21 protein-coding genes and 1 tRNA gene are annotated in these 24,384 nt (G+C 57.1%); 11 read left to right on the top strand and 11 right to left on the bottom strand.

Annotation, left to right across the window (positions count from 1 at the left end; genetic code table 11):
* Positions 1-40: 40 nt before the first annotated feature.
* Genes UTM25_RS04540 through yejF form a run of 4 tightly spaced genes read left to right on the top strand, consistent with a single transcriptional unit; the run spans position 41 to position 5,566 of the window.
* Positions 41-1,846 (top strand): extracellular solute-binding protein, encoded by a 1,806-nt coding sequence (locus UTM25_RS04540; RefSeq protein ID WP_194400511.1) that lies wholly within the window; start codon positions 41-43, stop codon positions 1,844-1,846.
* A 9-nt stretch (positions 1,847-1,855) separates the two neighbouring features.
* Entirely contained in the window at positions 1,856-2,950 is a 1,095-nt protein-coding gene (locus UTM25_RS04535; RefSeq protein ID WP_045402802.1) for a microcin C ABC transporter permease YejB, read from the top strand.
* Positions 2,950-3,975 carry an ABC transporter permease gene (locus UTM25_RS04530; protein ID WP_194400509.1) on the top strand — a complete coding sequence of 342 codons (1,026 nt, stop codon included), beginning with the start codon at positions 2,950-2,952 and terminating at the stop codon, positions 3,973-3,975. The genes UTM25_RS04535 and UTM25_RS04530 overlap by 1 nt, the downstream gene beginning before the upstream one ends.
* Position 3,976: 1 nt before the next feature.
* A complete protein-coding gene (yejF, locus tag UTM25_RS04525; protein ID WP_194400507.1) occupies positions 3,977-5,566 on the top strand; it encodes a microcin C ABC transporter ATP-binding protein YejF in 1,590 nt (529 codons plus the stop codon).
* Between the two features lie 3 nt (positions 5,567-5,569).
* Here yejF and UTM25_RS04520 read toward each other — a convergent pair whose 3' ends face one another.
* The 3 genes from UTM25_RS04520 to rsuA form a co-directional block, all read right to left on the bottom strand.
* A complete protein-coding gene (locus tag UTM25_RS04520) occupies positions 5,570-5,914 on the bottom strand; it encodes a YejG family protein (protein WP_045334337.1) in 345 nt (114 codons plus the stop codon).
* Between the two features lie 279 nt (positions 5,915-6,193).
* Complete coding sequence (locus UTM25_RS04515) at positions 6,194-7,390, bottom strand: Bcr/CflA family multidrug efflux MFS transporter (RefSeq protein WP_194400505.1); 1,197 nt, start codon at positions 7,388-7,390, stop codon at positions 6,194-6,196.
* 15 nt (positions 7,391-7,405) lie between these two features.
* Positions 7,406-8,113, bottom strand: coding sequence for a 16S rRNA pseudouridine(516) synthase RsuA (gene rsuA / locus UTM25_RS04510; RefSeq protein ID WP_023312495.1), 708 nt, complete (start codon positions 8,111-8,113; stop codon positions 7,406-7,408).
* A gap of 152 nt (positions 8,114-8,265) precedes the next feature.
* Between rsuA and UTM25_RS04505 the strand changes: the two genes are divergently transcribed.
* Positions 8,266-10,026 carry a DEAD/DEAH box helicase gene (locus tag UTM25_RS04505; protein ID WP_194400503.1) on the top strand — a complete coding sequence of 587 codons (1,761 nt, stop codon included), beginning with the start codon at positions 8,266-8,268 and terminating at the stop codon, positions 10,024-10,026.
* A 125-nt stretch (positions 10,027-10,151) separates the two neighbouring features.
* Positions 10,152-10,436: a 50S ribosomal protein L25 gene (gene rplY, locus UTM25_RS04500; protein ID WP_023312497.1), complete on the top strand. Its 285-nt coding sequence runs from the start codon at positions 10,152-10,154 to the stop codon at positions 10,434-10,436.
* A 52-nt stretch (positions 10,437-10,488) separates the two neighbouring features.
* Here the strand turns inward: rplY and yejK are convergent, their stop codons facing one another.
* Complete coding sequence (gene yejK, locus UTM25_RS04495) at positions 10,489-11,496, bottom strand: nucleoid-associated protein YejK (protein WP_194400501.1); 1,008 nt, start codon at positions 11,494-11,496, stop codon at positions 10,489-10,491.
* Between the two features lie 134 nt (positions 11,497-11,630).
* Here yejK and UTM25_RS04490 point away from each other — a divergent pair, with 134 nt between their 5' ends.
* The 3 genes from UTM25_RS04490 to UTM25_RS04480 all read left to right on the top strand — a co-directional run bounded on the left by UTM25_RS04490 (position 11,631) and on the right by UTM25_RS04480 (position 13,787).
* Complete coding sequence (locus UTM25_RS04490; RefSeq protein WP_008500958.1) at positions 11,631-11,858, top strand: YejL family protein; 228 nt, start codon at positions 11,631-11,633, stop codon at positions 11,856-11,858.
* 19 nt (positions 11,859-11,877) lie between these two features.
* Positions 11,878-13,638: an LPS biosynthesis-modulating metalloenzyme YejM gene (yejM, locus tag UTM25_RS04485; RefSeq protein WP_045402776.1), complete on the top strand. Its 1,761-nt coding sequence runs from the start codon at positions 11,878-11,880 to the stop codon at positions 13,636-13,638.
* Between the two features lie 72 nt (positions 13,639-13,710).
* Positions 13,711-13,787: transfer RNA gene (locus tag UTM25_RS04480), tRNA-Pro, on the top strand.
* Positions 13,788-13,822: 35 nt separating this feature from the next.
* On the opposite strand, the gene UTM25_RS04475 is transcribed toward UTM25_RS04480, so the two are convergent.
* Both UTM25_RS04475 and UTM25_RS04470 read right to left on the bottom strand, forming a co-directional pair.
* Positions 13,823-15,010, bottom strand: a complete 1,188-nt coding sequence (locus tag UTM25_RS04475; protein WP_194400423.1) for an MFS transporter — start codon at positions 15,008-15,010, stop codon at positions 13,823-13,825.
* Positions 15,011-15,147: 137 nt separating this feature from the next.
* The gene (locus UTM25_RS04470; RefSeq protein ID WP_008500962.1) at positions 15,148-15,408 is read right to left on the bottom strand and encodes a DUF2534 family protein; all 261 of its coding nucleotides are present in this window, start codon (positions 15,406-15,408) and stop codon (positions 15,148-15,150) included.
* 209 nt (positions 15,409-15,617) lie between these two features.
* On the opposite strand from UTM25_RS04470, the gene eco reads away from it, so the two are divergent.
* Entirely contained in the window at positions 15,618-16,121 is a 504-nt protein-coding gene (gene eco / locus UTM25_RS04465; RefSeq protein ID WP_194400421.1) for a serine protease inhibitor ecotin, read from the top strand.
* A gap of 94 nt (positions 16,122-16,215) precedes the next feature.
* On the opposite strand, the gene mqo is transcribed toward eco, so the two are convergent.
* Complete coding sequence (gene mqo / locus UTM25_RS04460) at positions 16,216-17,865, bottom strand: malate dehydrogenase (quinone) (protein WP_194400419.1); 1,650 nt, start codon at positions 17,863-17,865, stop codon at positions 16,216-16,218.
* 187 nt (positions 17,866-18,052) lie between these two features.
* Between mqo and UTM25_RS04455 the strand changes: the two genes are divergently transcribed.
* Complete coding sequence (locus UTM25_RS04455; protein WP_320714354.1) at positions 18,053-19,342, top strand: SulP family inorganic anion transporter; 1,290 nt, start codon at positions 18,053-18,055, stop codon at positions 19,340-19,342.
* On the opposite strand, the gene mgtE is transcribed toward UTM25_RS04455, so the two are convergent.
* The 4 genes from mgtE to ada all read right to left on the bottom strand — a co-directional run bounded on the left by mgtE (position 19,305) and on the right by ada (position 24,317).
* Positions 19,305-20,741 (bottom strand): magnesium transporter, encoded by a 1,437-nt coding sequence (mgtE, locus tag UTM25_RS04450; RefSeq protein ID WP_047647232.1) that lies wholly within the window; start codon positions 20,739-20,741, stop codon positions 19,305-19,307. The two genes, UTM25_RS04455 and mgtE, sit on opposite strands and share 38 nt — an antisense overlap.
* A gap of 148 nt (positions 20,742-20,889) precedes the next feature.
* A complete protein-coding gene (locus UTM25_RS04445) occupies positions 20,890-22,533 on the bottom strand; it encodes a multidrug ABC transporter permease/ATP-binding protein (RefSeq protein WP_194400415.1) in 1,644 nt (547 codons plus the stop codon).
* A 69-nt stretch (positions 22,534-22,602) separates the two neighbouring features.
* On the bottom strand, positions 22,603-23,259 hold the full coding sequence (alkB, locus tag UTM25_RS04440) for a DNA oxidative demethylase AlkB (RefSeq protein ID WP_194400413.1): 657 nt from the start codon (positions 23,257-23,259) through the stop codon (positions 22,603-22,605).
* Positions 23,259-24,317: a bifunctional DNA-binding transcriptional regulator/O6-methylguanine-DNA methyltransferase Ada gene (ada, locus tag UTM25_RS04435; RefSeq protein WP_194400411.1), complete on the bottom strand. Its 1,059-nt coding sequence runs from the start codon at positions 24,315-24,317 to the stop codon at positions 23,259-23,261. Before ada ends, alkB begins: the two co-directional genes overlap by 1 nt.
* Positions 24,318-24,384: the final 67 nt, after the last annotated feature.

The raw sequence follows: 24,384 nt of genomic DNA, 5'->3' as shown, positions 1-24,384 counted from the left end.
CTTAACCGAGTCGGACTGTAAAAGAGGGAGCCGCCGCGAGATGCTTATGCGCTTCATGTTGCTGATGTTGGCACTAACGAGCCTGTCCAGCCAGGCGCAGGCCATCAAAGAAAATATCGCCTTCGCGGTGATTGGCGAGCCGAAATATGCGGTCAATTTTACGCACTTCGATTACGTTAACCCTGCCGCGCCGAAGGGCGGAAAGGTCACGCTTTCCGCCACGGGAACATTCGACAACTTCAACCGCTTCGCCCTGCGCGGCGTGGCGGCCGCTCGGACGGAATCGCTTTACGATACGCTCTTCGTCACCTCGGATGATGAGCCCGGCAGCTATTATCCGCTGATTGCCGAGAACGTGCGTTACGCCGATAACTTCGCCTGGGCGGAAATTTCGCTGAATCCGCGAGCACATTTTCACGACGGTACGCCGGTGAAGGCCAGCGACGTCGCGTTCACCTTCCATAAATTCATGACCGAAGGCGTCCCCCAGTTCCGCATCGTGTATAAAGGGGCTTCCGTCAGAGCCATTGCGCCGCTCACCGTGCGCATCGAGCTAAGCGAACCGAACAAAGAGAACATGCTTAGCCTGTTCTCGCTGCCGGTGATGCCTGAATCGTTCTGGAAAAATCATAAGCTAAGCGACCCGCTTTCCACGCCGCCGCTGGCAGGCGGCCCATACCGCATCACCGACTGGCGCATGGGGCAATATGTCGTTTACTCTCGCGTGAAAGACTACTGGGCGGCAGACCTGCCGGTAAACCGCGGGCGCTGGAATTTCGACACGCTTCGCTATGATTACTACCTCGACGATAACGTAGCGTTTGAAGCATTTAAAGCCGGCGCTTTTGATTTACGCGTCGAGAGCAGCGCCAAAAACTGGGCGACACGCTATATAGGCAAAAATTTCGCCAAAGGCTATATCGTCAAAGACGAGCACAAAAATGAGTCTGCCCAGGACACCCGCTGGCTGGCGTTTAATATTCAGCGTCAGGTATTTAATGACCGCCGGGTGCGGGAAGCCATTTCCCTGGCCTTTGATTTTGAGTGGATGAACAAAGCGCTGTTTTACGGGGCTTACAGCCGCGCCAACAGCTATTTCCAGAACACCGAATATGCCGCGCGCGATTACCCGAAAGCCGACGAGCTGGCTCTGCTGGCGCCGCTGAAAGCGGAGCTGCCGCCGCAGGTGTTCACCACCGTGTTTCAGCCGCCCGCGTCGAACGGTGACGGTTACGACCGCGACAACCTGCTGAAAGCCAGCAAACTGCTGGACGACGCGGGCTGGCACCTGAAAAATCAAAAGCGTGTGGATGCCAAAACGGGCAAGCCTCTCAGCTTTGAGCTGCTGCTCTCCTCCGGGGGCAACGATCAGTGGGTACTGCCGTTTAAGCACAACCTTGAGCGGCTGGGCGTGACCATGAACATTCGCCAGGTCGATAACGCGCAGATCACCAGCCGCATGCGCAGCCGTGATTACGACATGATGCAGCGCTTGTGGCCCGCCCAGCCATGGCCCAGCTCGGACCTGCAAATTTCCTGGGCCTCCAGCTACATTGACTCCTCATACAATGCGCCCGGAGTAAAAAGCCCGGCGATTGACGCGCTGATTGCGAAAATAGTAGCGGCGCAGGGGGATAAAGAAAAGCTCCTGCCGCTCGGGCGCGCCCTCGACAGGGTCCTGACCTGGAACTACTACATGCTGCCGATGTGGTATATGGGCGAAGATCGCCTTGCGCGCTGGGACAAGTTCTCCGTGCCTGCCGTGCGCCCTGTCTACTCCCTGGGCTTTGATACCTGGTGGTATGACGTTAACAAAGCCGCCAGACTTCCCGCTGAGCGGCGATAAGGAATCATCATGGGTGCCTATCTTCTCCGTCGTCTCCTGCTGATTATCCCCACCCTGTGGGCCATCATCACGATTAACTTTTTTATCGTGCAAATCGCCCCCGGCGGCCCGGTCGATCAGGCAATTGCCGCCATTGAATTTGGCAACAGCGGCGGCATGCCCGGCGGCGGCGGTGAAGGGATGGGTGCGAGCCATGCGCGAACCGGCGTAGGGAATATCAGCGAAAGCCATTATCGCGGCGGACGCGGGCTGGATCCGGAGGTGATCGCCGAGATCACCCACCGCTACGGCTTTGACAAACCGATTCACGAGCGCTATTTCAAGATGCTCTGGGATTACATCCGCTTTGATTTTGGCGACAGCCTGTTTCGCAGTGCGTCAGTGTTAACGTTGATCAAGCAAAGCCTGCCGGTTTCGATAACGCTGGGGCTGTGGGGAACGCTCATTATCTATCTGGTCTCTATACCGCTCGGGATCCGCAAAGCAGTGTATAACGGCAGCCGGTTTGATATCTGGAGCAGCACGTTCATCATTATCGGCTACGCCATTCCGGCGTTTCTGTTTGCCGTCCTGCTGATTGTCTTTTTTGCCGGGGGGAGTTATTTCGACCTCTTCCCGCTGCGGGGGCTAGTCTCCGCCGATTTCAGCTCCTTGCCGTGGTATCAGAAAATCACCGACTATCTTTGGCATATCACGCTGCCGGTGCTGGCCACGGTCATCGGCGGGTTCGCGGCCCTGACCATGTTGACCAAAAACGCCTTTCTGGATGAAATTCGTAAACAGTATGTCGTTACCGCCCGCGCCAAGGGCGTGAGCGAGAAGCAGATCATGTGGAAACACGTGTTCCGCAACGCTATGCTGCTGGTGATCGCCGGATTTCCGGCCACGTTCATCGGCATGTTTTTTACCGGCTCGCTGCTGATAGAGGTGATGTTCTCGCTCAACGGCCTGGGGCTGCTGGGCTATGAGGCGACCGTGTCGCGCGACTATCCGGTGATGTTTGGCACACTCTATATTTTCACCCTGATTGGCCTGCTGCTGAATATCATCAGCGATATCAGCTATACGCTGGTCGATCCCCGAATCGATTTTGAGGGCCGCTGATGCCGCGTTTAAGCCCCGTCAACCAGGCCCGCTGGGCCCGCTTTCGCCACAACCGCCGCGGCTACTGGTCGCTGTGGATTTTTGCCGTGCTGTTTGCCTTAAGCATGTGTTCGGAGCTGATCGCCAACGACAAGCCGTTGCTGGTGCATTTTAACGACCGCTGGTACGTGCCGGTTATCGCCAACTACAGCGAAAGCGACTTCGGCGGCCCGTTTGCAACACCGGCGGAGTATCAGGATCCGTGGCTTCGCCAGCAGATCGAACAGCACGGCTGGGCGCTCTGGGCGCCGGTGCGCTTTGGCGCAAACAGCATTAACTTCGCTACCACATCCCCCTTCCCTTCCCCGCCCTCCGCGCAAAACTGGCTGGGAACGGATGCTAACGGCGGGGACGTGCTGGCGCGCATCCTGTATGGCACGCGAATCTCGCTTCTCTTTGGGCTGATGCTGACGATCTTCTCCAGCGTAATGGGCGTCGTGGCGGGCGCCGTTCAGGGCTACTACGGCGGGAAAATTGATCTGTGGGGCCAGCGGGTTATTGAAGTCTGGTCAGGCATGCCAACGCTGTTTCTGATCATCCTGCTTTCCAGCGTGGTGCAGCCTGGCTTCTGGTGGCTGTTAGGCATCACCGTCCTGTTCGGCTGGATGGCGCTGGTGGGCGTGGTGCGCGCGGAGTTCCTGCGCACCCGCAATTTCGACTACATACGCGCCGCGCAGGTGCTTGGCGTGAGCGACCGGGGGATTATCTTCCGCCACATGCTGCCCAACGCGGTAGTGGCAACGCTCACCTTCCTGCCGTTTATTCTGTGCAGCTCGATCACCACCCTCACCTCGCTGGATTTTCTTGGTTTCGGGCTACCGCTGGGTTCCCCGTCGCTCGGCGAACTGCTGCTACAGGGCAAAAACAACCTGCAGGCACCGTGGTTAGGTATCGCCGCCTTTCTTTCCGTGGCCGTGCTGCTTTCACTGCTGATTTTTATTGGCGAAGCCGTGCGCGATGCCTTCGATCCGAACAAGGCGGTATAAAATGACCCAGCCTCTTCTCAGTATTGATAACCTGTCGATTGCTTTTTCAAAGCAGGGCGAGACGCGCAACGTGGTCAGCGACCTGTCGCTACAGATCCAGACCGGGGAAACGCTGGCCCTGGTGGGCGAATCGGGTTCAGGCAAGAGCGTTTCGGCACTCTCTATCCTGCGCCTGTTGCCGTCCCCACCGGTGAGCTACCCGCAAGGGGATATTCTGTTTCACGGCAGCTCGATGCTGCATGCCGACGAACTTACCCTGCGCGGTATTCGCGGCAACAAAATCGCCATGATCTTCCAGGAGCCGATGGTTTCCCTCAACCCGCTGCACAGCCTGGAGAAACAGCTCTATGAAGTGCTCTCCCTGCACCGGGGGATGCGCAGAGAGGCCGCGCGGGGAGAAATTCTGGACTGTCTGGAACGAACAGGAATACGCAATGCGGCCAAACGGCTGAATGATTTTCCGCACCAGCTCTCCGGCGGCGAACGCCAGCGCGTGATGATCGCCATGGCACTGCTCACGCGACCCGAGCTGTTGATTGCCGACGAGCCGACAACGGCGCTGGACGTGACGGTACAGGCGCAAATATTGACGCTGCTGCGGGAGCTGCGTGACGAGCTGAACATGAGCCTGCTGTTTATCACGCACAACCTGAGCATTGTGAGAAAGCTGGCCGACAGCGTCGCGGTGATGCAAAACGGACGATGCGTTGAACAGAATACCGCGTCCACGCTGCTGAGCGCGCCGCAGCACCCCTATACGCAGCGTTTGCTCGACAGCGAACCCTCCGGCGACCCGGTTCCCCTCAAGGCGGACAGCACACCGCTGCTGCGCGTTGAGGATCTGTCCGTCTCGTTCCCGATCCGCAAAGGGATTTTGCGACGCATCGTCGACCAGAATCCGGTGCTGAAACACATCCGCTTCTCGCTGCGCCCGGGAGAATCCCTGGGGCTGGTGGGCGAATCTGGTTCGGGCAAAAGCACCACCGGTCTGGCGCTGCTGCGCTTAATTGCCTCCCAGGGCGAGATCCTCTTTGACGATATGCCGCTGCACCGCTGGAACCGCCGCCAAATGCTGCCCGTGCGGCCCCGCATGCAGGTGGTGTTTCAGGATCCCAACTCCTCGCTTAATCCACGGCTCAGCGTGTTACAGATTATCGAAGAGGGTCTGCGCGTGCATCAGCCCGGCCTGAGCGCTCAGCAGCGAGAGCAGGAAGTTATGCGGGTGATGGCCGAAGTGGGCCTAGATGCCGGGACGCGCCACCGCTATCCGGCTGAATTCTCCGGCGGGCAGCGCCAGCGTATCGCCATTGCCCGCGCGCTGATCCTGAAGCCGGAGCTGATTATTCTGGATGAACCGACGTCGTCGCTGGACAGAACCGTTCAGGCGCAGATCCTGACCCTGCTGAAAGGGCTGCAGGAAAAGCACCGGCTGGCCTATATCTTTATCAGCCACGATCTTCAGGTGGTGCGGGCGCTATGCCATCAGGTGATTGTGTTGCGACAGGGAGAAGTGGTCGAGCAGGGAGAGTGCCAGCGCGTATTTAGCGCGCCAACGCAGCGCTACACGCGCCAGCTGTTGTCGGCAGACTAGCGGTCAGAACGGGTACTGGCCGGAGAAAGGCTCCGCAATGGCAACGCCAAAATTCTTCAGACGGCAGGTGGCGGCAAATTCGTCCTGGCTTTTCACAAACAGGCACGGCTCACCTTCACACTCCAGCACGGAGCTGTCCACTTCGATATCCGTCAGGGCCTGACTGAGACGCTCCATCACCCGCCACGCATTTTCGTCGCTCGGGCTCAGCAGCTTGAGTGCCACCAGGCAATTTTCACAGCCCGCGACGTTTTGCGGAATCGGTTCAACTTTCGAACCTGCAAAACCCGTCGACCAGCGATAGCTCTGGGGCAAGCGATGGACAATAGAAAGTTGTAATGTATTCACGTTCGTTCCCCGGAAGCAAAATTTACTTCACAATTTATTTACATTTATAGTAACACATCATCGCCAGCCTGCACTCTTCAGCGCTTTTTTATCGGTATTCAGGCTCGCGTCGGCGCTATATGTACCCGTTTCTGCGATCTAACTCAACCTTTTTGAATACAATGATGTGACTTTTTACACAAATAGATTTTACATAAAATAAACAAACACGGAATAAACGAACGGGGGTTTGGTTGATATGCATCAACAAAAAAGGCCCTGCCGGGCCTTCTCTGTGTTTTAGTGGGCCACTTTTCGCGGTCGACTGGCGTAAAGATAGAAGAGTATCGAGCTGGTTGCGCAAAAAGCCATCGCCCACAGCATGGGCCATGCCGTCGTAAAGGTAGCCATTGAAAGCAACGCCCCGACGATAGCGCCGATGCCGAAGCGGAACGTCCCCGCCAGGGAAGAGGCGGTGCCCGCCATATGCGGAAACTCATCCAGGATCACCGCCATCGCATTAGATGACACCATCGACACGCAGCCAACAAAGGCCGCTACGCCGACCACCAGCGCCCAGAAGCCCACGCCCAGAAACGCGCTCACCACCAGCCAGACAGCCATCACAAACTGGATCCACAGCCCGGCGCGGAACATGTTCAGCGCCCCCACCCGCCGGACAAAACGGCTGTTGATGATGGTCATGATGAACAGGAAGACGATGTTAAGCGCGAAATAGTAGCCAAAATGCTGCGGCGAAACGTGGTTCAGCTCGATGTAGACAAACGGCCCGGCGCTCAGGAAGGAGAACATCCCGGCGAAGCTGAACCCGCTTGCCAGCATATAGCTGAGCACGCGCTTGTGGCGAAACAGCGAGGCAAAGTTGCCGATTGTGGTTCGGATGTGGAATTTCTGACGGCGCTCGACGGGAAGCGTTTCATCAATAAAGAAGAAGATCATCGCCGAGGCCAGCAGCGCGGCCAGAGCCAGGATCCAGAAAATCACATGCCAGCTAAACCACACCAGCACCGCACCACCGGCCATCGGGGCCACCAGCGGCGCAATCGTCGTCACCAGCATCACGAACGACATCATGCGGGAGAACTCTTCTTTCGGGTAGATATCGCGCATCAGGGCGTTAATCACCACGCTTGCCGCTGCCGCCGCCAGACCGTGGAAGAAGCGCATGATAATCAGATGATCGATGGTCTGCGCCAGCGCACAGGCCACCGCTGCAGCTGCAAAGACCAGCGTCCCGCCCAGAATAACGGGCTTGCGTCCAAGGCTGTCCGCCATCGGGCCATAAAACAGCTGGCCGAGGGCAAAGCCAAGAATATAGGTGCTGAGCGTCATCTGCGCGCTGCCCGCTGGAACGCCAAACTGCGCGGAAATGACCGGCAGCGCGGGCAGGTACATATCAATAGACAGCGGCATCAGCATGGCCAGCAGGCCAAGAATGAAGACGATTTTGAACGACGAGTGTGGCCTGGTGGTCACAGAGCTCTCCTGAAATTAGTGCGAAGGCAGACCGACGCTGGCGATCTCTTCTTCCGTTAACGGGCGATATTCGCCTGGCGCCAGGTCGGGATCGAGTTCGATCGCACCAATCCGCTCACGATGCAGGCCAACAACGTGGTTCCCCACCGCGGCAAACATACGTTTCACCTGATGGTAACGCCCTTCGCTGATGGTCAGACGGACCTCCGTCGGCGTAATCACCTCAAGCACGGCGGGTTTGGTCAGATCTTTTTCATTATGCAGCTGAACGCCTTTCGTGAATTGCTCTGCCGTGTCATCCGACACCGGCGACTCCAGCGTGACCAGATAGGTTTTCTCGCAGTGGTGACGCGGGGAAGTAATGCGATGCGACCACTGCCCGTCGTCGGTCATCAGTACCAGACCCGTGGTGTCGATGTCGAGGCGGCCTGCGGCGTGCAGCTTGTGCGCCACCGGTTCGTCGAGGAAATAGAGCACCGTCGGGTGATCGGGATCGTCCGTTGAGCAGACGTAGCCTTCCGGCTTATTGAGCATGAAATAGCGCGGACCGTGCTGCTGGGTCAGCGGATTGCCGTCATACTCCACCTGATGGTCAGGTTGCAGTTTGAACGCGCTGTCTCTCACAATGTCGCCATCCACGGTAACGCGGCTGGCGCGAATTTCGCGCCCGGCAATAGCGCGGCTTACGCCGAGTTGCTGAGCGATAAACTTATCAAGTCGCATGAAATCTTTTTAGCCTTAATGGTGCTGGAAGTCGGACAACGGGTCCGAAAAAAGAAGCAGTCTGGAACGGTTCAGTATAATGGTCTGGTTGCGCCACTCAAGGGAAAAAGTTTCGTGGCATACTATGTGCGGAATAACGAAACCGAGACCCCATGACTTTTACACTTCGTCCCTATCAGCAGGAAGCCGTTGACGCCACCCTCGCCTGGTTCCGTAAACATCGCGAGCCGGCGGCGATTGTGCTCCCGACCGGCGCAGGCAAAAGCCTGGTCATCGCCGAACTGGCGCGTCTGGCCCGTGGTCGCGTGCTGGTGCTGGCGCACGTCAAAGAGCTCGTCGCGCAAAACCACGCCAAGTATTGTGCGCTTGGGCTGGAAGCCGATATTTTCGCCGCCGGGCTGAAGCGCAAAGAGAGCCACGGCAAAGTGGTTTTTGGCAGCGTGCAGTCGGTGGCGCGCAATCTGGACCTGTTTCGCAGCGAATTTTCGCTGCTGATCGTCGACGAGTGTCACCGCATCAGCGATGACGACGACAGCCAGTACCAGCAAATCCTGGCTCACCTGAAAGCGGTGAATCCTCACCTGCGCCTGCTGGGCCTGACGGCGACCCCGTTTCGCCTGGGGAAAGGCTGGATCTATCGCTATCATTATCACGGCATGGTGCGCGGTGATGACAAGGCCCTGTTTAGCGACTGCATTTACGAACTTCCGCTGCGCTACATGATTAAACATGGCTACCTGACGCCGCCTGAACGGCTGGATATGCCGGTGGTGCAGTACGATTTCAGCCGTTTGCAGGCACAGAGCAACGGCTTATTCAGCGAAGCGGATCTCAATCAGGAGCTGAAAAAGCAGAAGCGTATTACGCCGCATATTATCAGCCAGATTGAGGAGTTCGCCGCGACGCGCAAGGGGGTAATGATCTTTGCCGCCACCGTTGAGCACGCGCGTGAAATCACCGGATTATTGCCCGCCGGCGACGCGGCGTTAATCACCGGCGAAACGCCCGGCCCGGAGCGCGACGGCCTGATTGACGCCTTTAAAGCCCAGCGGTTCCGCTATCTGGTAAACGTGTCGGTATTGACCACCGGCTTTGACGCCCCGCACGTCGACCTGATCGCCATTTTGCGCCCGACCGAATCGGTCAGTCTGTATCAGCAGATTGTTGGCCGCGGCCTGCGTCTGGCCCCGGGAAAAACCGACTGCCTGATTCTGGATTATGCCGGTAACCCCCACGATCTCTATACGCCTGAGGTCGGCACGCCAAAAGGGAAAAGCGACAACGTGCCCGTGCAGGTCTTTTGCCCTGCCTGCGGGTTTGCCAACACCTTCTGGGGAAAAACCACCGCCGACGGTACGCTGATCGAACACTTTGGCCGCCGCTGTCAGGGCTGGTTTGAAGATGATGACGGGCATCGCGAGCAGTGCGATTTCCGCTTCCGGTTCAAAAACTGCCCGCAGTGCAACGCCGAAAACGACATTGCCGCCCGCCGCTGCCGGGAATGCGACGCGGTGCTGGTTGACCCGGACGACATGCTGAAAGCGGCGCTAAAGCTGAAAGATGCCCTGGTGCTGCGCTGTTCCGGCATGGCGCTGCAGCCCGGCGCCGATGAAAAAGGCGAGTGGTTGAAAATCACCTATTACGACGAAGACGGGGCGGACGTCAGCGAGCGCTTCCGGGTTCAGACGCCTGCCCAGCGAATGGCCTTCGAACAGCTGTTTATCCGCCCGCATACCCGCACGCCGGGCGTGCCCCTGCGCTGGATAACCGTAGCTGATATCGTGCGCCAGCAGATGCTATTGCGCCATCCGGATTTTGTCGTCGCCCGTAAAAAAGGCCAGTTCTGGCAGGTGCGTGAGAAGCTCTTTGACTACGAAGGTCGCTTCCGTCGCGCCAACGAATTGCGCGGTTAGCGGGACTTTTCATTGATGTGAGGGGCATTTGAGTATAAAATGCCGCCCGCTTCACATCCGTGAGGCAGAACACTCACCTGCTGCTGGGTCGCCTGTAGTAGGGTTTTAAATACAGAGAGAAATCAATGTTCACTATCGAAGCAGAAGTACGTAACGTGCAGGGTAAGGGTGCGAGCCGCCGCCTGCGTAACGCTAACAAGTTCCCGGCTATCGTTTACGGTGGCGAAGCTGCTCCAGTTGCAATCGAACTGGATCACGACAAACTGTGGAACCTGCAGACCAAAGCTGAATTCTACAGCGAAGTTCTGACCATCGTTGTTGGCGGTAAAGAAGAAAAAGTGAAAGTTCAGGCTGTTCAGCGTCACGCGTTCAAGCCAAAACTGACTCACATCGACTTCGTTCGCGCGTAATCGCAAACTCGTCGAAAAAAAACCCCGCTTCTGCGGGGTTTTTTTATGGCTGTTATTTCCCACCCAAGGTGCGGCGCTGAAGCTGATCGCGCAGGTTCGGCGGCGTACCTTTAATGGTCAGCGTATCGGTGGCCGGATCCCAAAAGATGCGTTCACCCAGCAACATCGCGTCAAAGTTGATGGTTAACCCACCGCCGCTGCCGGCAAACTTGGTTAACTGACGCAGCGTGCTGCGATCGGCCGGGAAGCTCTCTTCAAGCTCATAGCCTTTCTCCGCGGTGAATTCCTGGAAGCTGACTTCGCTGACGCCCGCCAGCTCTTTTGACAGGGACTCCAGCTCGATCTCCTCCCCTGCCTGCAGCTGTTCGTTGCAGTAGCTGTAGACCTGCTGACGCACGGTCTGGCGCTCAGATTTATCGAGCTGCGCTTCTGCTGTAAAGTCATCCACCGCCTGGAGCAGCCCTTTGTTCTGCGCTTTGGCGTTAAGACCTTCACTGGCACCGAGGAAATCCATAAAGAAATCCGCCACTTTGCGGCCCACGCGCCCCTTCAGGAATGTCAGGTAGCGGGTCGACTCCGGGTTAGTTTCCCACTCGGTCAAATCAATACGCGCCACGATATCCGCATGGTTGATATCCAGATAATGCGTTGAGCTGATATCCAGCTGCTCGTTCACACGCATGCTGCTTAAGTTATTCAGCACGGTAACCAGCAGATACTCGACCGCCAGGTAGCGATAGTGGCAGAACAGCACGATCCCGCCGTCGGCGAACGGATATTTCGCCAGTTCGTCGCGCAGACGCCCGGTTGCAGCACGGCTAAACGCCAGGAAATCCTCTTCGCCCTGACGCTGCAGGCGCAGGCTATCAGCCAGTTCACTCTCTTCGCTGAACAGGCCATAGGCTTTATTTTTGGCGCTATAGACGCGATGCAGCTCTGCCATCATCTCCACCACGGTCGCCGTGGGTTCCAGTAACGAATCGCGCAGCACCACTTCAAGGGTTTGCTCATCACGCTTGATAAGCTGGTGCAAGGCAATCTGGTTGATTTCCAGACTCATGATAAACTCTCCTTTTAGACCGGGCGGTATTCAACCATCACCAGGACATGTGTGCAACAACAGATAAAAAAGGGGAAAAAAAGCTGTTGCTACGGTAATATGTTGCCCTTTCATCAACAAACTGATTTTGATTTATGCCACAACATTCCCGCTACAGTGATGAACACGTTGAACAACTGCTCAGTGAGCTGGTCAACGTACTGGAAAAACATAAAACGCCGACCGATCTCTCCCTGATGGTTTTGGGAAATATGGTCACCAACCTGATTAACACCAGCGTTGCTCCGGCTCAGCGTCAGGCGATCGCAAAATCGTTCGCCCAGGCTTTACAGTCGTCCGTCAGCAACGACCCGGCCCATTAAGGGATACGAACAACAGTTTATGGTGACGAATCGTCAGCGCTACCGTGAAAAAGTCTCCCAGATGGTCAGCTGGGGGCACTGGTTTGCCCTGTTCAACATTCTGCTGGCGACGGTCATTGGCTGTCGTTATCTGTTTGTCGCAGACTGGCCAACAACGCTAACCGGGCGTATCTACTCCTGGATGAGCGTTGTGGGTCACTTTAGCTTTTTGGTTTTCGCCACCTATCTGCTGATCCTGTTCCCTCTGACGTTTATCGTCATGTCGCAGCGTCTGATGCGGTTCTTGTCCGCCATCCTTGCGACGGTGGGGATGACGCTGCTGCTTATCGACAGTGAAGTGTTCACCCGCTTCCACCTGCACCTCAACCCCATCGTCTGGGAACTGGTGATTAACCCCGACCAGAACGAAACGGCCCGTGACTGGCAGCTGATGTTTATCAGCGTCCCGGTGATCCTGTTGATTGAGATGCTGTTCGCTACCTGGAGCTGGCAAAAGCTCCGCAGCCTGACCCGGCGACGCCATTATGCGAAGCCCGTCGCCGCGCTCTTTTTCGTCTCCTTTATCAGTTCGCACATCATGTATATCTGGGCGGATGCGAACTTCTATCGCCCTATTACCATGCAGCGCGCGAACCTGCCGCTCTCGTACCCGATGACGGCCCGTCGCTTCCTCGAGAAACACGGCCTGCTTGATGCGCAGGAGTACCAGCGCCGTCTTATCGAGCAGGGTAACCCGGAAGCCGTCAGCGTTCAGTATCCTCTGAGCGACCTGAACTACCGCGATATGGGGCGCGGGCAAAACGTCCTGCTGATCACCGTCGATGGCCTGAACTATTCCCGTTTCGAGAAGCAGATGCCGGCGCTGGCCGCTTTCGCGAGTCAAAACGTCTCGTTTACTCAGCATATGAGCTCCGGTAACACCGCCGATGCGGGCATCTTTGGCCTCTTTTATGGCATTTCAGCCGGCTACATGGACGGCGTACTGTCTACCCGCACGCCTGCGGCGCTGATCACCGGGCTGAATCAGCAAGGCTATCAGTTAGGGTTGTTCTCCTCCGATGGCTTTAACAGCCCGCTCTACCGCCAGGCGCTGCTGTCCGATTTCTCACTGCCGACGGCGCAAAAACAGTCCGATGCGCAGACCGCCAGCCAATGGATAAACTGGCTGCAGCGCTACGCCCAGGAAGATAACCGCTGGTTCTCATGGGTTGCCTTTAACGGCACAACGCTTGCTGACAGCAATAAGAGTGACTTTGCGCGCCGCTACGGTCGCGCGGCTGGCGATGTTGATGCGCAGATAGGCCGCGTGCTTGATGCGCTTCGCGAGTCGGGCAAGCTGGACAACACCGTGGTGATCGTGACCGCGGGCCATGGCATCCCGCTAGGTGACGAGACGAAGAGTATGAGCTGGTCTCGCCCGAATCTGCAGGTTCCGCTGGTGATCCACTGGCCTGGCACCCCGGCGCAGCGCATCAATATGCTCACCGAGCATAAAGATGTGATGACTACCCTGATGCAACGCCTGCTGCACGTCAGCACGCCAGCAAACGAGTATTCGCAGGGGCAGGATCTCTTCAGCGCCGCGCGCCGCCACAGCTGGGTGACGGCGGCGGGGAATAATACGCTGGTAGTCACCACGCCGAAGCTGACGCTGGTTCTGAACAGCAACGGGAATTATCAGACGTATAATCTGCAGGGTGAACGGTTGAAAGATCAGAAACCGCAGCTGAGCCTGCTGCTTCAGGTCCTGACGGATGAGAAGCGCTTCATCGCTAACTGATTAATAATAAACCAGTTAGCGACAGATTCCCTTGCATTCAAAACGGAATCGAGTAGTATTCTTTTTATGCGTCGGCACGTAGCGCAGCCTGGTAGCGCACCGTCATGGGGTGTCGGGGGTCGGAGGTTCAAATCCTCTCGTGCCGACCAAAAACACACTGAAAACCAGCCTGATGGCTGGTTTTTTATTTCGCCTCGTCCGGCGTTTTGCGCAGATACACTAGCGTAGCCAGACAAATCACCGCTCCGGCATAAAACGTATATTCCGCGCCAAACGATTCCCATATTGCGCCGGCTCCCACGCTGGCGATTAATAATCCCACGCCGCTTACCAGACTAAAAATACCGAAAGCCGTGCCGCGCAGATCGGGCGGTGCGGTTTTAGCGATCATTGCCGCCAGTAATCCCTGAGTCATACCCATATGAACGCCCCACAGTGCGACACCGACAATAATACCGATCCAGTGGTTACTCAGCGCCAGAACGACATCTGCGCTAATCAACAACATTAATCCCCACTGCAGGAGCCGGGTGTGGCTCATGCCATCAGAAAGTTTGCCAAAGGGATAGGCCGAGAGTGAATAGAGTACGTTCATGACCACCATCACCAGCGGAATAAGGGCCAGAGGAACGCCCGACTGCTGCGCACGAAGTACAAGAAAAGCCTCGCTAAACCGGGCAAGCGTGAATACCGCACCAAGGCCAATCACCCACCAGCACGCTTTCCCCAGCCGCCTTAAATTCTCTCGTTTAATGGGATTAGTACGTTTATGTTCGAGGGGAGTTTTCGGCTCCTGAAGGCCGAAATAGAGCAAGGCAACTGAAAGCAGACCGGGGATAAGAGCTATCCAGAAAACAGTGCGAAAATCATTGTCCAGTAACAGCATTAAGCTTACGGCCAGTAATGGGCCAAGAAATGCGCCTGTGGTATCCATTGACTGACGCAGACCATATGCCGCACCACGCATTTCCGGCGGCGTGACGTCTGCAACCAGCGCATCCCGCGGGGCGCCCCGTATTCCCTTCCCCGTACGGTCCATGAGACGTGCGCCTAAAACCATCCCGAAAGAGGACGCTAATGCGAAAAGAGGTTTGCTTAGTGCCCCCAGGCCATACCCTAACAGGGCCAGCCCCTTACGTTGACCCAGGTAGTCGCTTATCGCCCCCGAAAAGACCTTAATAAAAAGCGCAGTGGCCTCCGCCAGCCCTTCAATCAGGCCGATAAACAGCACGCTCGTACCGAGGGTGGTCATCATAAAAAGTGGCAGCAGGCTGTGAATACTCTCTGACGAGATATCCATCAGCATACTGACGCCCCCCACAACCCAGACGCCTTTGGGGATCTGACTGAGCACTGGAAATCTGGAACGCATCTAACGCTCCTGCTTTAAAAACAGTTGCCTGAATGCTTACAGGATAGGATATCGCGGATTAAAAAAACCTGAGGAGAGTGTGATGAGACCATAAAAAAGCCATCCGGCAGGATGGCTTAGCTCTTGCGAGTCCGCGCTTAATGCTTCTCACGTCCGCCCAGGAAGAAAATGCCCAGCGGGATGGCCAGCAGAACGGTGAACACCAGGCTGTAGACGAAGATCATCGCCGACTGCAGGACATACATGCTGGTTGTCCAGGCAGAGAGGGGGATATTGTACTGTTCGATCACGCCAACGATGGTTGCCCGCCCCACGCACGCGGCAGCAATCATAAATACAACCAGCAGCGCCAGGAGGAACTTGCGGCCTTCAGGCGTTTTCAGTTTTGCACGAACCATCTCTCTTCCCTTTTACAGATGAATAACAATATATAGGGTCTAAAATAACACGAACTGACACCTGACTCCACACCAGCACAAACAACCACTAAACAGGTAAATTAAAAGCGCATAACGCTACCCATAGTGAAAATGTAAGTAAATAACACCGGTCATTCATCGTTGTTATGTTAACCTGCGCAGGATCGTTTTGACATAAAGGAATGACAATGAAAAACGTACCTAAATTTGCCATCGCCCTCATCGCCGCCGCGTGCGTCAGCAGCAGCGCTTTCGCCAGCGAAACCCCAAAACAGCAGCCGCTGGAAAAAGTGGCTCCGTACCCGCAGGCGGACAAAGGGATGAAGCGTCAGGTGATTCAGCTGCCGGTTCAGCAGGATGAAGCGAACTTTAAAGTGGAACTGTTAATTGGCAAGACGCTGGAAGTGGACTGCAACCAGCACCGTCTGGGCGGTCAGCTGGAAAGTAAAACCCTGGAAGGCTGGGGTTACGATTATTACGTCTTTGACAAAGTGACCTCTCCGGTCTCCACCATGATGGCCTGCCCGGACGGCAAGAAAGAGAAGAAATTTGTGACGGCGTATCTGGGCGACAACAGTCTGTTGCGCTACAACAGCAAGCTGCCGATCGTGGTCTATACGCCTGAAAACGTGGAAGTGAAGTATCGCGTGTGGAAGGCTGATGAGACTGTCGGACAAGCGGTAGTACGTTAAAAATAAGTCGGGTGGCGGCTTCGCCTTACCCGACCTACAAAACAGCACCGAACGTAGGCCGGGTAAGCGTCAGCGCCACCCGGCTTTGTTTACACTACAGCGCGATATCCGCAACCGGTTTGTTTTCCGGCTGAGGCTTCAGCTCCGCTTTTGGCGCAGTATCCGCAGCCTGTGGCTTGATGTATTGCAGCTGCAGTACGCGGCTGGTGTATTCCAGCTCCTGCTCCGTCGCGCTCACGTTGCCGTTCAGCTTCGTGCCGTAGGATGGAATAATGGTTTTCAGCTTCGCCTGCCATTCCGGGCTGGCGACTTTGTCTTTAAACACTTTTTCCATCAGGTGCAGCATGATTGGCGCAGCGGTAGACGCGCCCGGTGACGCACCCAGCAGCGCGGCAATGGTGCCATCCTTATCGCTTACCACTTCGGTACCCAGACGCAGCACGCCACCCTCTTTCGGATCGCGCTTGATGATCTGTACGCGCTGACCCGCCTGCCACAGACGCCAGTCTTCTTTCTTCGCCTGCGGATAGTACTCTTTCAGCGCCTCGAAGCGGTCGTCGTCAGAGAGCATCACCTGGCTAATCAGGTATTTCACCAGGTCGAAGTTATCCAGACCCACGTCCATCATCGGCTTGACGTTAGAGGTGGTCGTGGCGCTGAGCAGATCCCACAGGGAGCCATTTTTCAGGAACTTCGTGGAGAAGGTCGCGAACGGCCCAAACAGCACCACGCGTTTGCCGTCAAGCACACGGGTGTCGATGTGCGGAACAGACATCGGCGGTGCGCCAACGGAAGCCTGGCCGTACACTTTTGCCAGATGACGATTCACCACTTCCGGATTATCGGACACCAGGAACTGGCCGCCCACCGGGAAGCCCGCGTAGTCGTCCGCTTCCGGAATACCGGACTCCTGCAGCAGCTTCAGCGCCGCGCCGCCCGCACCGATAAAGACAAACTTCGCCTTGATGACGTGCTCGGCTTCGTTGTTTTTCAGATCGGCGACGGTCACGCTCCAGCTGTTATCCGCGTTGCGCTTGAAACCGCGCACTTCGGTGCTGAGCTGCAGGTTGAAGTTCTCTTTTTTCTTCAGAGACGTCACCAGCTGACGGGTAATTTCACCGTAGTTAACGTCAGTACCAATTTCGGTTCGGGTCGCCGCCACTTTCTGGTTCGGGTCACGACCTTCCATGACCAGCGGAGCCCACTCTTTAATCTGCGCGTGGTCTTCAGAGTATTTCATCCCGCGGAACAACGTGCTCTGCTGCAGAGCGGCGTAGCGCGCGCGCAGGAAGTTAACGTTCTGTTCGCCCCACACAAAGCTCATGTGCGGCACGGTGTTGATGAAGGAGTGCGGGTCGTGCATCACGCCGCTGTTGACCTGATGAGACCAGAACTGGCGAGAAACCTGGAATGCTTCGTTGATCTCTACCGCCTTCTCGATACTAATGGAACCGTCCTTTTTCTGCGGCGTATAGTTCAGTTCCATGAGTGCCGAATGTCCGGTACCGGCGTTATTCCATCCGTTCGAACTCTCCTGCGCCACGCCATCAAGGCGCTCGACCATGGTCATAGACCAGTCCGGCTGCAGTTCTTGCAGATAGGTTCCCAGCGTGGCGCTCATGATACCGCCACCAATTAAAAGGACGTCCGTTTCCTGCTCTTTTGGTGCGTCAGCTTTCGCCGCCATGGAGACGGTGTTAAGCCCCACAGCCAGAGAAAAGAGCATGGCAGTCATTTTTTTCATAATTTATGCCTTAGTGTAAAAGTGCTTGATGCGTGGAAATTGCAGGTGAAAAAAGCTGCGGGGGCACGGTAACAACTTTTAAATATTGTTTAAAGGTTACGAAATTATTGTAATTGTGAAATTTAATGATGGATTGTTTGTGAGGAATTATCGATGCGTCTGGTAAAGCGCGGTTTTACTGGATAGTATGTTGCGTTTTGTGATCGCGCGCACGGAAGCCTGCCCTAACCAGCGAACTGTTATGTCCTTACCCCATTCTGCTGTATCCCCCGAAGACCGCGTAGCCAACGTGCTGCGTTCCCCAAAGCAGCTGACGCGTGAAACGCTGGCAGGCGTGATTACCGCCCTGGCGCTGATCCCCGAGGTTATCTCATTTTCCGTGGTGGCGGGCGTCGACCCGAAGGTCAGCCTGATCGCCTCCGTGGTGCTGTGTCTTGCCCTGTCTGTACTCGGGGGCCGTCCGGCGATGGTCACGGCAGCGGCCGGGTCCGTGGCGCTGGTCATTGGCCCGATGGTGCATCAGCACGGCGTACAGTACATACTTCCCGCCGTGCTGATGGCGGGCGTGATTCAGATTCTGTTTGGCGTACTGGGCATGGCAAGGCTGATGCGCTTTATCCCCCAGTCGGTCATGACCGGATTTGTTAACGCTCTGGGCATTTTGATCTTCTTCGCTCAGGTGCCGCATTTCTGGAGCCGAAGCCCGCTGATTGTGGGCCTGTTCTTCCTGACGCTGCTGATTGTGCTGTGGGTGCCGCGCTATATCAAAAGCATCCCTTCCCCGCTGATTGCGATTGTTGTGCTTACCTTGTTCACCGTTTCAACCGGTCAAATCCTGCCGACCGTGGGCGATGAAGGCTCCATGAGCGGCGGTTTGCCGGGTCTTACCGAGCTGCTGGTCCCGCTCAATGTGCAGACGCTGAGCATTATCTGGCCGTGCGCGCTGAGCATCGCGTTTGTCGGCCTGCTGGAATCCCTGCTGACGGCAAAGCTGGTGGATGAGCTGACCTCGACACCGTCAGGTAAACGCCGCGAAAGTATTGGATTAGGCGTCGGCAATATTCTGGCCGGATTTTATGGCGGAATTGCAGGCTGCGCGATGATCGGACAAACCATCGTCAACGTGGAGATGGGGAAAGGTCGAAGCCGCATTTCAACCTTTGCGGCGGGCATTGTGTTGCTGATCCTGGTGACGGCGCTCAGCGACGTGATGGCCAAAATCCCGATGGCGGTGCTGGCGGGTATTATGGCGATTGTCGCCGTCAAAACCTTCAGCTGGCACAGCCTTCAGCCAGCCACGGTGAAAACGGCCCCGATAGCAGAAACGGTCGTCATGCTGGTCACTGTTGCCGCCACGGTATCAACCGGCAATCTGGCGATTGGCGTGCTGGGCGGGATTATCGTCATGGCACTCCTCCCCGCCCGCATTAAGCGTCGGCTTAAAGCAGAAAAATCGTCGCCAGCCCAAGAAAAATAAAGAAACCGCCGGTATCGGTTATGGCGGTGATCATCACGCTCGACCCCACCGCGGGGTCGCGGCCCAGTTTGGTCATCGTCAGCGGGATAATCACGCCCATTATCGACGCTACCAGCAGGTTCAGCACCATCGCCAGCATCATCACGCCGCCCAGGGCCATATCGTCGTACAGCCACCAGGTGATGCCGCCCATAATCCCGCCCCACACCAGGCCGTTAATTAGCGCGACGCCCATCTCTCTAAAAATGAGCCACGAAAAGTTACCTGGCTGAATATTTTCCAGCGCCAGCGCGCGGACGATCATGGTGATGGTCTGGTTTCCGGTGTTGCCGCCGATTCCGGCCACAATCGGCATCAGCGAGGCCAGCGCCACCAGCTGAGAAATGGTGTGTTCAAACCCGTCAATCACCCGGGAGGCGATAAACGCGGTACACAGGTTAATGGCCAGCCACGCCCAGCGCGTTTTTACCGCCTTGCCGACGGAGGCATGGACGTCATCTTCGGCGCTGATCCCGCCGAGCGCGCGCAGGTCGTTGTCGGTTTCTTCATAGACCACGTCAACGATTTCATCGATGGTCAGACGCCCCATCAGTTTGCCGACGGAATCCACGACGGCGGCACTCACCAGGTCATCACGCTCGAAGGTACGGGCCGCTTTCTCCGCGTCGTCTTCCGGGGAGAAGACCATCGGCTCGTTTTCCATCACCTCGCTCACCTTCCGCTGGGTGCTGTTGAGCAGGATGGTTTTCAGCTCAAGTTCGCCAAGCAGGGTTTTATCCCGGGAGGTGACAAACAGTTTATCGGTGTTGTCCGGCATTTTGCCCAGACGACGCAGATAGCGCTGCACGGTGCCGAGCGTGACGTCCGGTCGCACCGTGATAACGCCGAACTCCATGATCGCGCCGACGCTGTTTTTCTCGTAGTGCATCACCTGACGCACGCGCGCGCGTTCATCGGCAGGCAGTGACGCCAGCAGGCGGCCGGTCAGGTTTCGCGGCAGGTGCTGAACGAGGTAAATCTGCTCGTCGATATCCAGGGTTTGCACCGCGTCGAGAATATCCCGGTCGCTCATCTCGTCGATCAGGTCGTCCCAGACGTTTTCGGAGGCCTCAAGCAGCACCTGCCCGCGCTCGTGATCCTGCACCAGACGCCACAGGGCGTGACGCTCTTCCGAGGGAAGCGCCTCAAGGGTATCCGCCAGATCCGGCGGGGGTAAATGAGCAACCAGCGCACCTACCTCAGCAATATCGTCGGCCAGGGTGCCGACATCATATTGCTCAGCCAGGGTGAGTTTGCCCAATAGCGTAGAAGTGACCGCTTTATCGGTCGTGAGAAGCCAGATGAGTCGCGCGCGCTCCTGGTCACGCTGTCTGGCGCTGTTTTTCTTTAATACCGACATCAATCATAAATCCATTAAATGTGTTGGGGTTAAGCATAGCGCGGGGATATGTAAATAAGAATAAACAACGGGACGGGATGGAGAAAAAAGCGTCATTACGGCCACGATCTATCCCCTCTCCCTGTGGGAGAGGGTTAGGGTGAGGGTATCAGGCCGTACGCGCCACCGCGTCACGCGAGGCCGCATCGCGCTCTTCACCGGTCAGCTCGCTCAGCTTGCCGTCACGCATCTCCAGCAGGCGGTCAGCATGAATGAAGTAGTGATCGTCGTGGCTGATGGCGAAAATGGTTTTGCCCATCTCCTGCATCAGCGGCAGCAGCACCTGATAAAACTCGCGGCGGAAATGCGGGTCCTGATCGGCAGCCCACTCGTCCAGCAGGATGATGTCACGCTCTTCCGCCAGCGCCAGCAGCAGCGCCACGCGCTTTTTCTGCCCTTTGGAAAGCTTCAGGTTGAGGATCTTCCCGTCCTGTAACTCCAGCTTGTGCGACATCTGCAGCTGCGCCAGCCATTTTTCCACCAGCGCAGGATTGGCCTGTTGCCCTTCCGGCCCCAGGAGCCGATCGAACAGCCAGACGTCGGTAAACACCGCCGAGAAAAGCTTGCGGTAATCCTCGGGCTTCTCCGCGCTCAGCGCCTTGCCGTCCAGCAAAATCTCGCCCGACTGCGGCTGATAGAGTCCGGTCAACAACATCGCCAGCGTAGATTTACCGCTGCCGTTGCCGCCGATGAGGAATAGCAGTTCACCGCGCCGGATCGTCAGGTTGACCGGCCCCACGGAGAAGGCGCTGTCCTGATAGCGAAACGTGACGTTACGCAGCTCCAGCGTCTGCCAGTTCGGGAAGGCCTGCGGGCGCGGGAATTCGGCTTTAAACGGCGCGAGATCGAATTTTTTGAGCTTATTAAATGCCACCTGCGCACTCAGCAGGGTGGGCAGCGCACCGACCGCTGAGAGCAGCGGCGTGCGCAAAAACAGCAGAGTCAGCGAGTAGGTTGCCGCGACGTTGGTGTCCGCCCAGCCCAGGCCGTTCGCCATCCAGAATACCAGGCCAATGGCACCCAGCATCATAATGTTTGACCAGTTCACCGCGCTCAGGTGGAAGGTATCGGCGCGAATAATATGATGACGGTATTCGCGCGCGTCCGGGATATAGAGATGATTAAAGATATGCTCGGCTCGCTCGCGGTTCAGGGTGAGCTCTTTGCGCCCTTCCAGCACCGTCTGGTAATCGTTATAAAGCTTATCTTCGGTTTCGCGCAGTACCGCCATGTGTTTGTAGACGCGCGACACCAGCATAAAGCCGCCCCAGATGGTAATAGCAATCCACAGCGCGGTCACCGCCAGCATTTTGCTGGAGAGCCAGGCGAGATAGGCAGCCGAGCCAAAGGTCAGAATGATCCCCTGCACCAGCTCCGGCAGACGAACGAACGCGATGGTGATGGCGCGCACGTCGCTGGTCAGCCCCGCCAGGAGGGAAGCGCTGCCGAGCTGCTCAACGCGCTCAACCTGGGTATCCAGGATCCGCTTGATAAACTCACTGCGCAAACGGAAAACGAAATGGTGCCCGAGCGTGGTCAGCGCCAGCTGGGAACCGAGCGTAACCGCCATCAACAGGAGCAGCAGGCCGAGAAACTCCGGCAGAACGGAGAGCGAGGTATCGACCATTTCAATCAACCGCACGTTAATAAACGCGATCAGGCCAATACCCAGCGCGGCGCTGGCGAGGCTTAACGCCATTACTGCGATGAAGGGCCAGCGATACTGACGCCAGACGAGGAGAAGTAGTTGCATGCAGGCAATCCGGACAATAAAAATCAGCAAGCAGTGTAAACTGCCCTGCGTGTACATCAAGAATAATTCTTATTTTTGTTTACTGTCCCCCGCCTGACGGAAGGTCAGGTTGAAACGGTACTCGCCCGTGAGCGGGTGGACCCCGGGCTTCAGCGGCTGAATGCCGTGATAGTAAAGCCGCGACGCCCTGCCCCACACCACCACATCACCATGTTCCAGCATGATGCGCTTGAGCGGGTCGTTGCGGCGTAATCCCCCAAACTGGAAGACGGCGGGCAGACCTAACGATACCGAAACGATAGGCGCGCGAAGATCGGGTTCATCCTTGTCCTGATGCAGCGAGAGCTTCGCGCCAACGGCGTAGCGGTTGATCAGGCAGGCATCCGGCCGGAAGTCAGGATATTGCGCTGCCACGGCGGCCTCGTGGCAGAGAGACTGAAAAATCGCGGGCATCGGGGGCCACGGCTGGCCGGTAGCGGGATCGTTCGGGGCATACAGATAGCCCCGCTCGTTCGTCGCCCAGCCCAGTTCGCCGCAGTTGGCCATGGCCACCGACATGGTGTAGCCGCCCGGCGTCACCATATGGCGAAATGGCGAAACTGCCGTCACCTCGTCGATACCGGCAAGAAGCGCCGCCGCACGGGAGAGTGCAAAACGGCGCAGGATCACCGCTCCCGGCGCAAGCGGCTCCTGCCAGGGTTCAGCATCCGCAAAAAGATCGAGCATTATCCCTCCTGGCGTTTCGCCTCACGTTTCAGTAATAGCGCCTTTCGCGCCGTCCCCCAACGGTAACCCGACAGCGCGCCGTCGTTCCGAACCACGCGATGACAGGGGATCACAATCGCCAGCGTGTTTGCCGCACAGGCTCCGGCAACGGCGCGTACCGCACCGGGCTGGCCGATCGCCTGCGCCACCTGCTGGTAACTTGCCGTTTCGCCGCAGGGAATGTTGCGAAGGGCCTGCCAGACGCGCTGCTGGAACGCGGTTCCGCGAATATCCAGCGGCAGCGCAAGCGGTACGTCGCGGTGATCGATACTTGCAATCACCTGCTGGATTCGCTGTGCGAAATCCTCTTCCAGCGGCGCATGCGCTGCTTTTGGAAAATGCGCGGCAAGCTCTTCGGCTAATTCTTCATCGCTGTCACCCAGCAGGATCGCGCAGATCCCCCGCTCGCTTTCCGCAACCAGACAGCGTCCTAACGAGCAGTCGCTGATGGCATAACGCACTGCCGCATCCCCTTTGCGGTACTGCTTCGCCGTCATGCCCAGCGCATCGTTGGCTTTACGATAATAGCTGCTGCTGTCGGGAAACCCCGCCGCCATAACGGCGTCGGTAATTTTTTCGCCCTGCGCAAGCGCGGTGCGCAGGCGCTGGCCTCGTGCCGCCTGCTGCCAGGCTTTTGGCGTCATGCCGGTCACGGACTTAAACAGACGGTGGAAATGGAAAGGACTCATGGCGACCTGCTGCGCCAGCCCCTCCAGGGTTAGCGTGGGATCCTGCTCCAGAAGACGGCAGGCGTGTTCCACTTTTGCCAGCTTCTGCGCCTGCGGATCGCGTTTGTCCGGCATGCAGCGCTTGCACGGGCGAAACCCTGCCTGAACGGCATGGTGGGCATCAGGATAAAAGCGGACGTTTTTACGCAGCGCGTGACGGGCGCGGCATGACGGGCGGCAGAAAATCCCCGTCGTCTGCACGGCGAAGACAAACTGTTCGTCAGCGAGCGGATCGCGGGCCAGCACGGCCTGCCAGCGATCCTCATCGGTAATAAAGGTTGAGTTTCTCATTATCGGCTCCTCATGTAAGCATACATAGAGCGTGCCTGAGTGCTAGTGATAAAAAACCCGCAACCTT

It is taken from the genome of Enterobacter sp. 61D5 (assembly GCF_034107965.1).
Taxonomy (GTDB): Bacteria; Pseudomonadota; Gammaproteobacteria; order Enterobacterales; family Enterobacteriaceae; genus Enterobacter; species Enterobacter cloacae_M.
The sequence above is the reverse complement of the archived record's forward strand: the minus strand, read 5'-3'. Positions and strand labels throughout refer to the sequence as shown.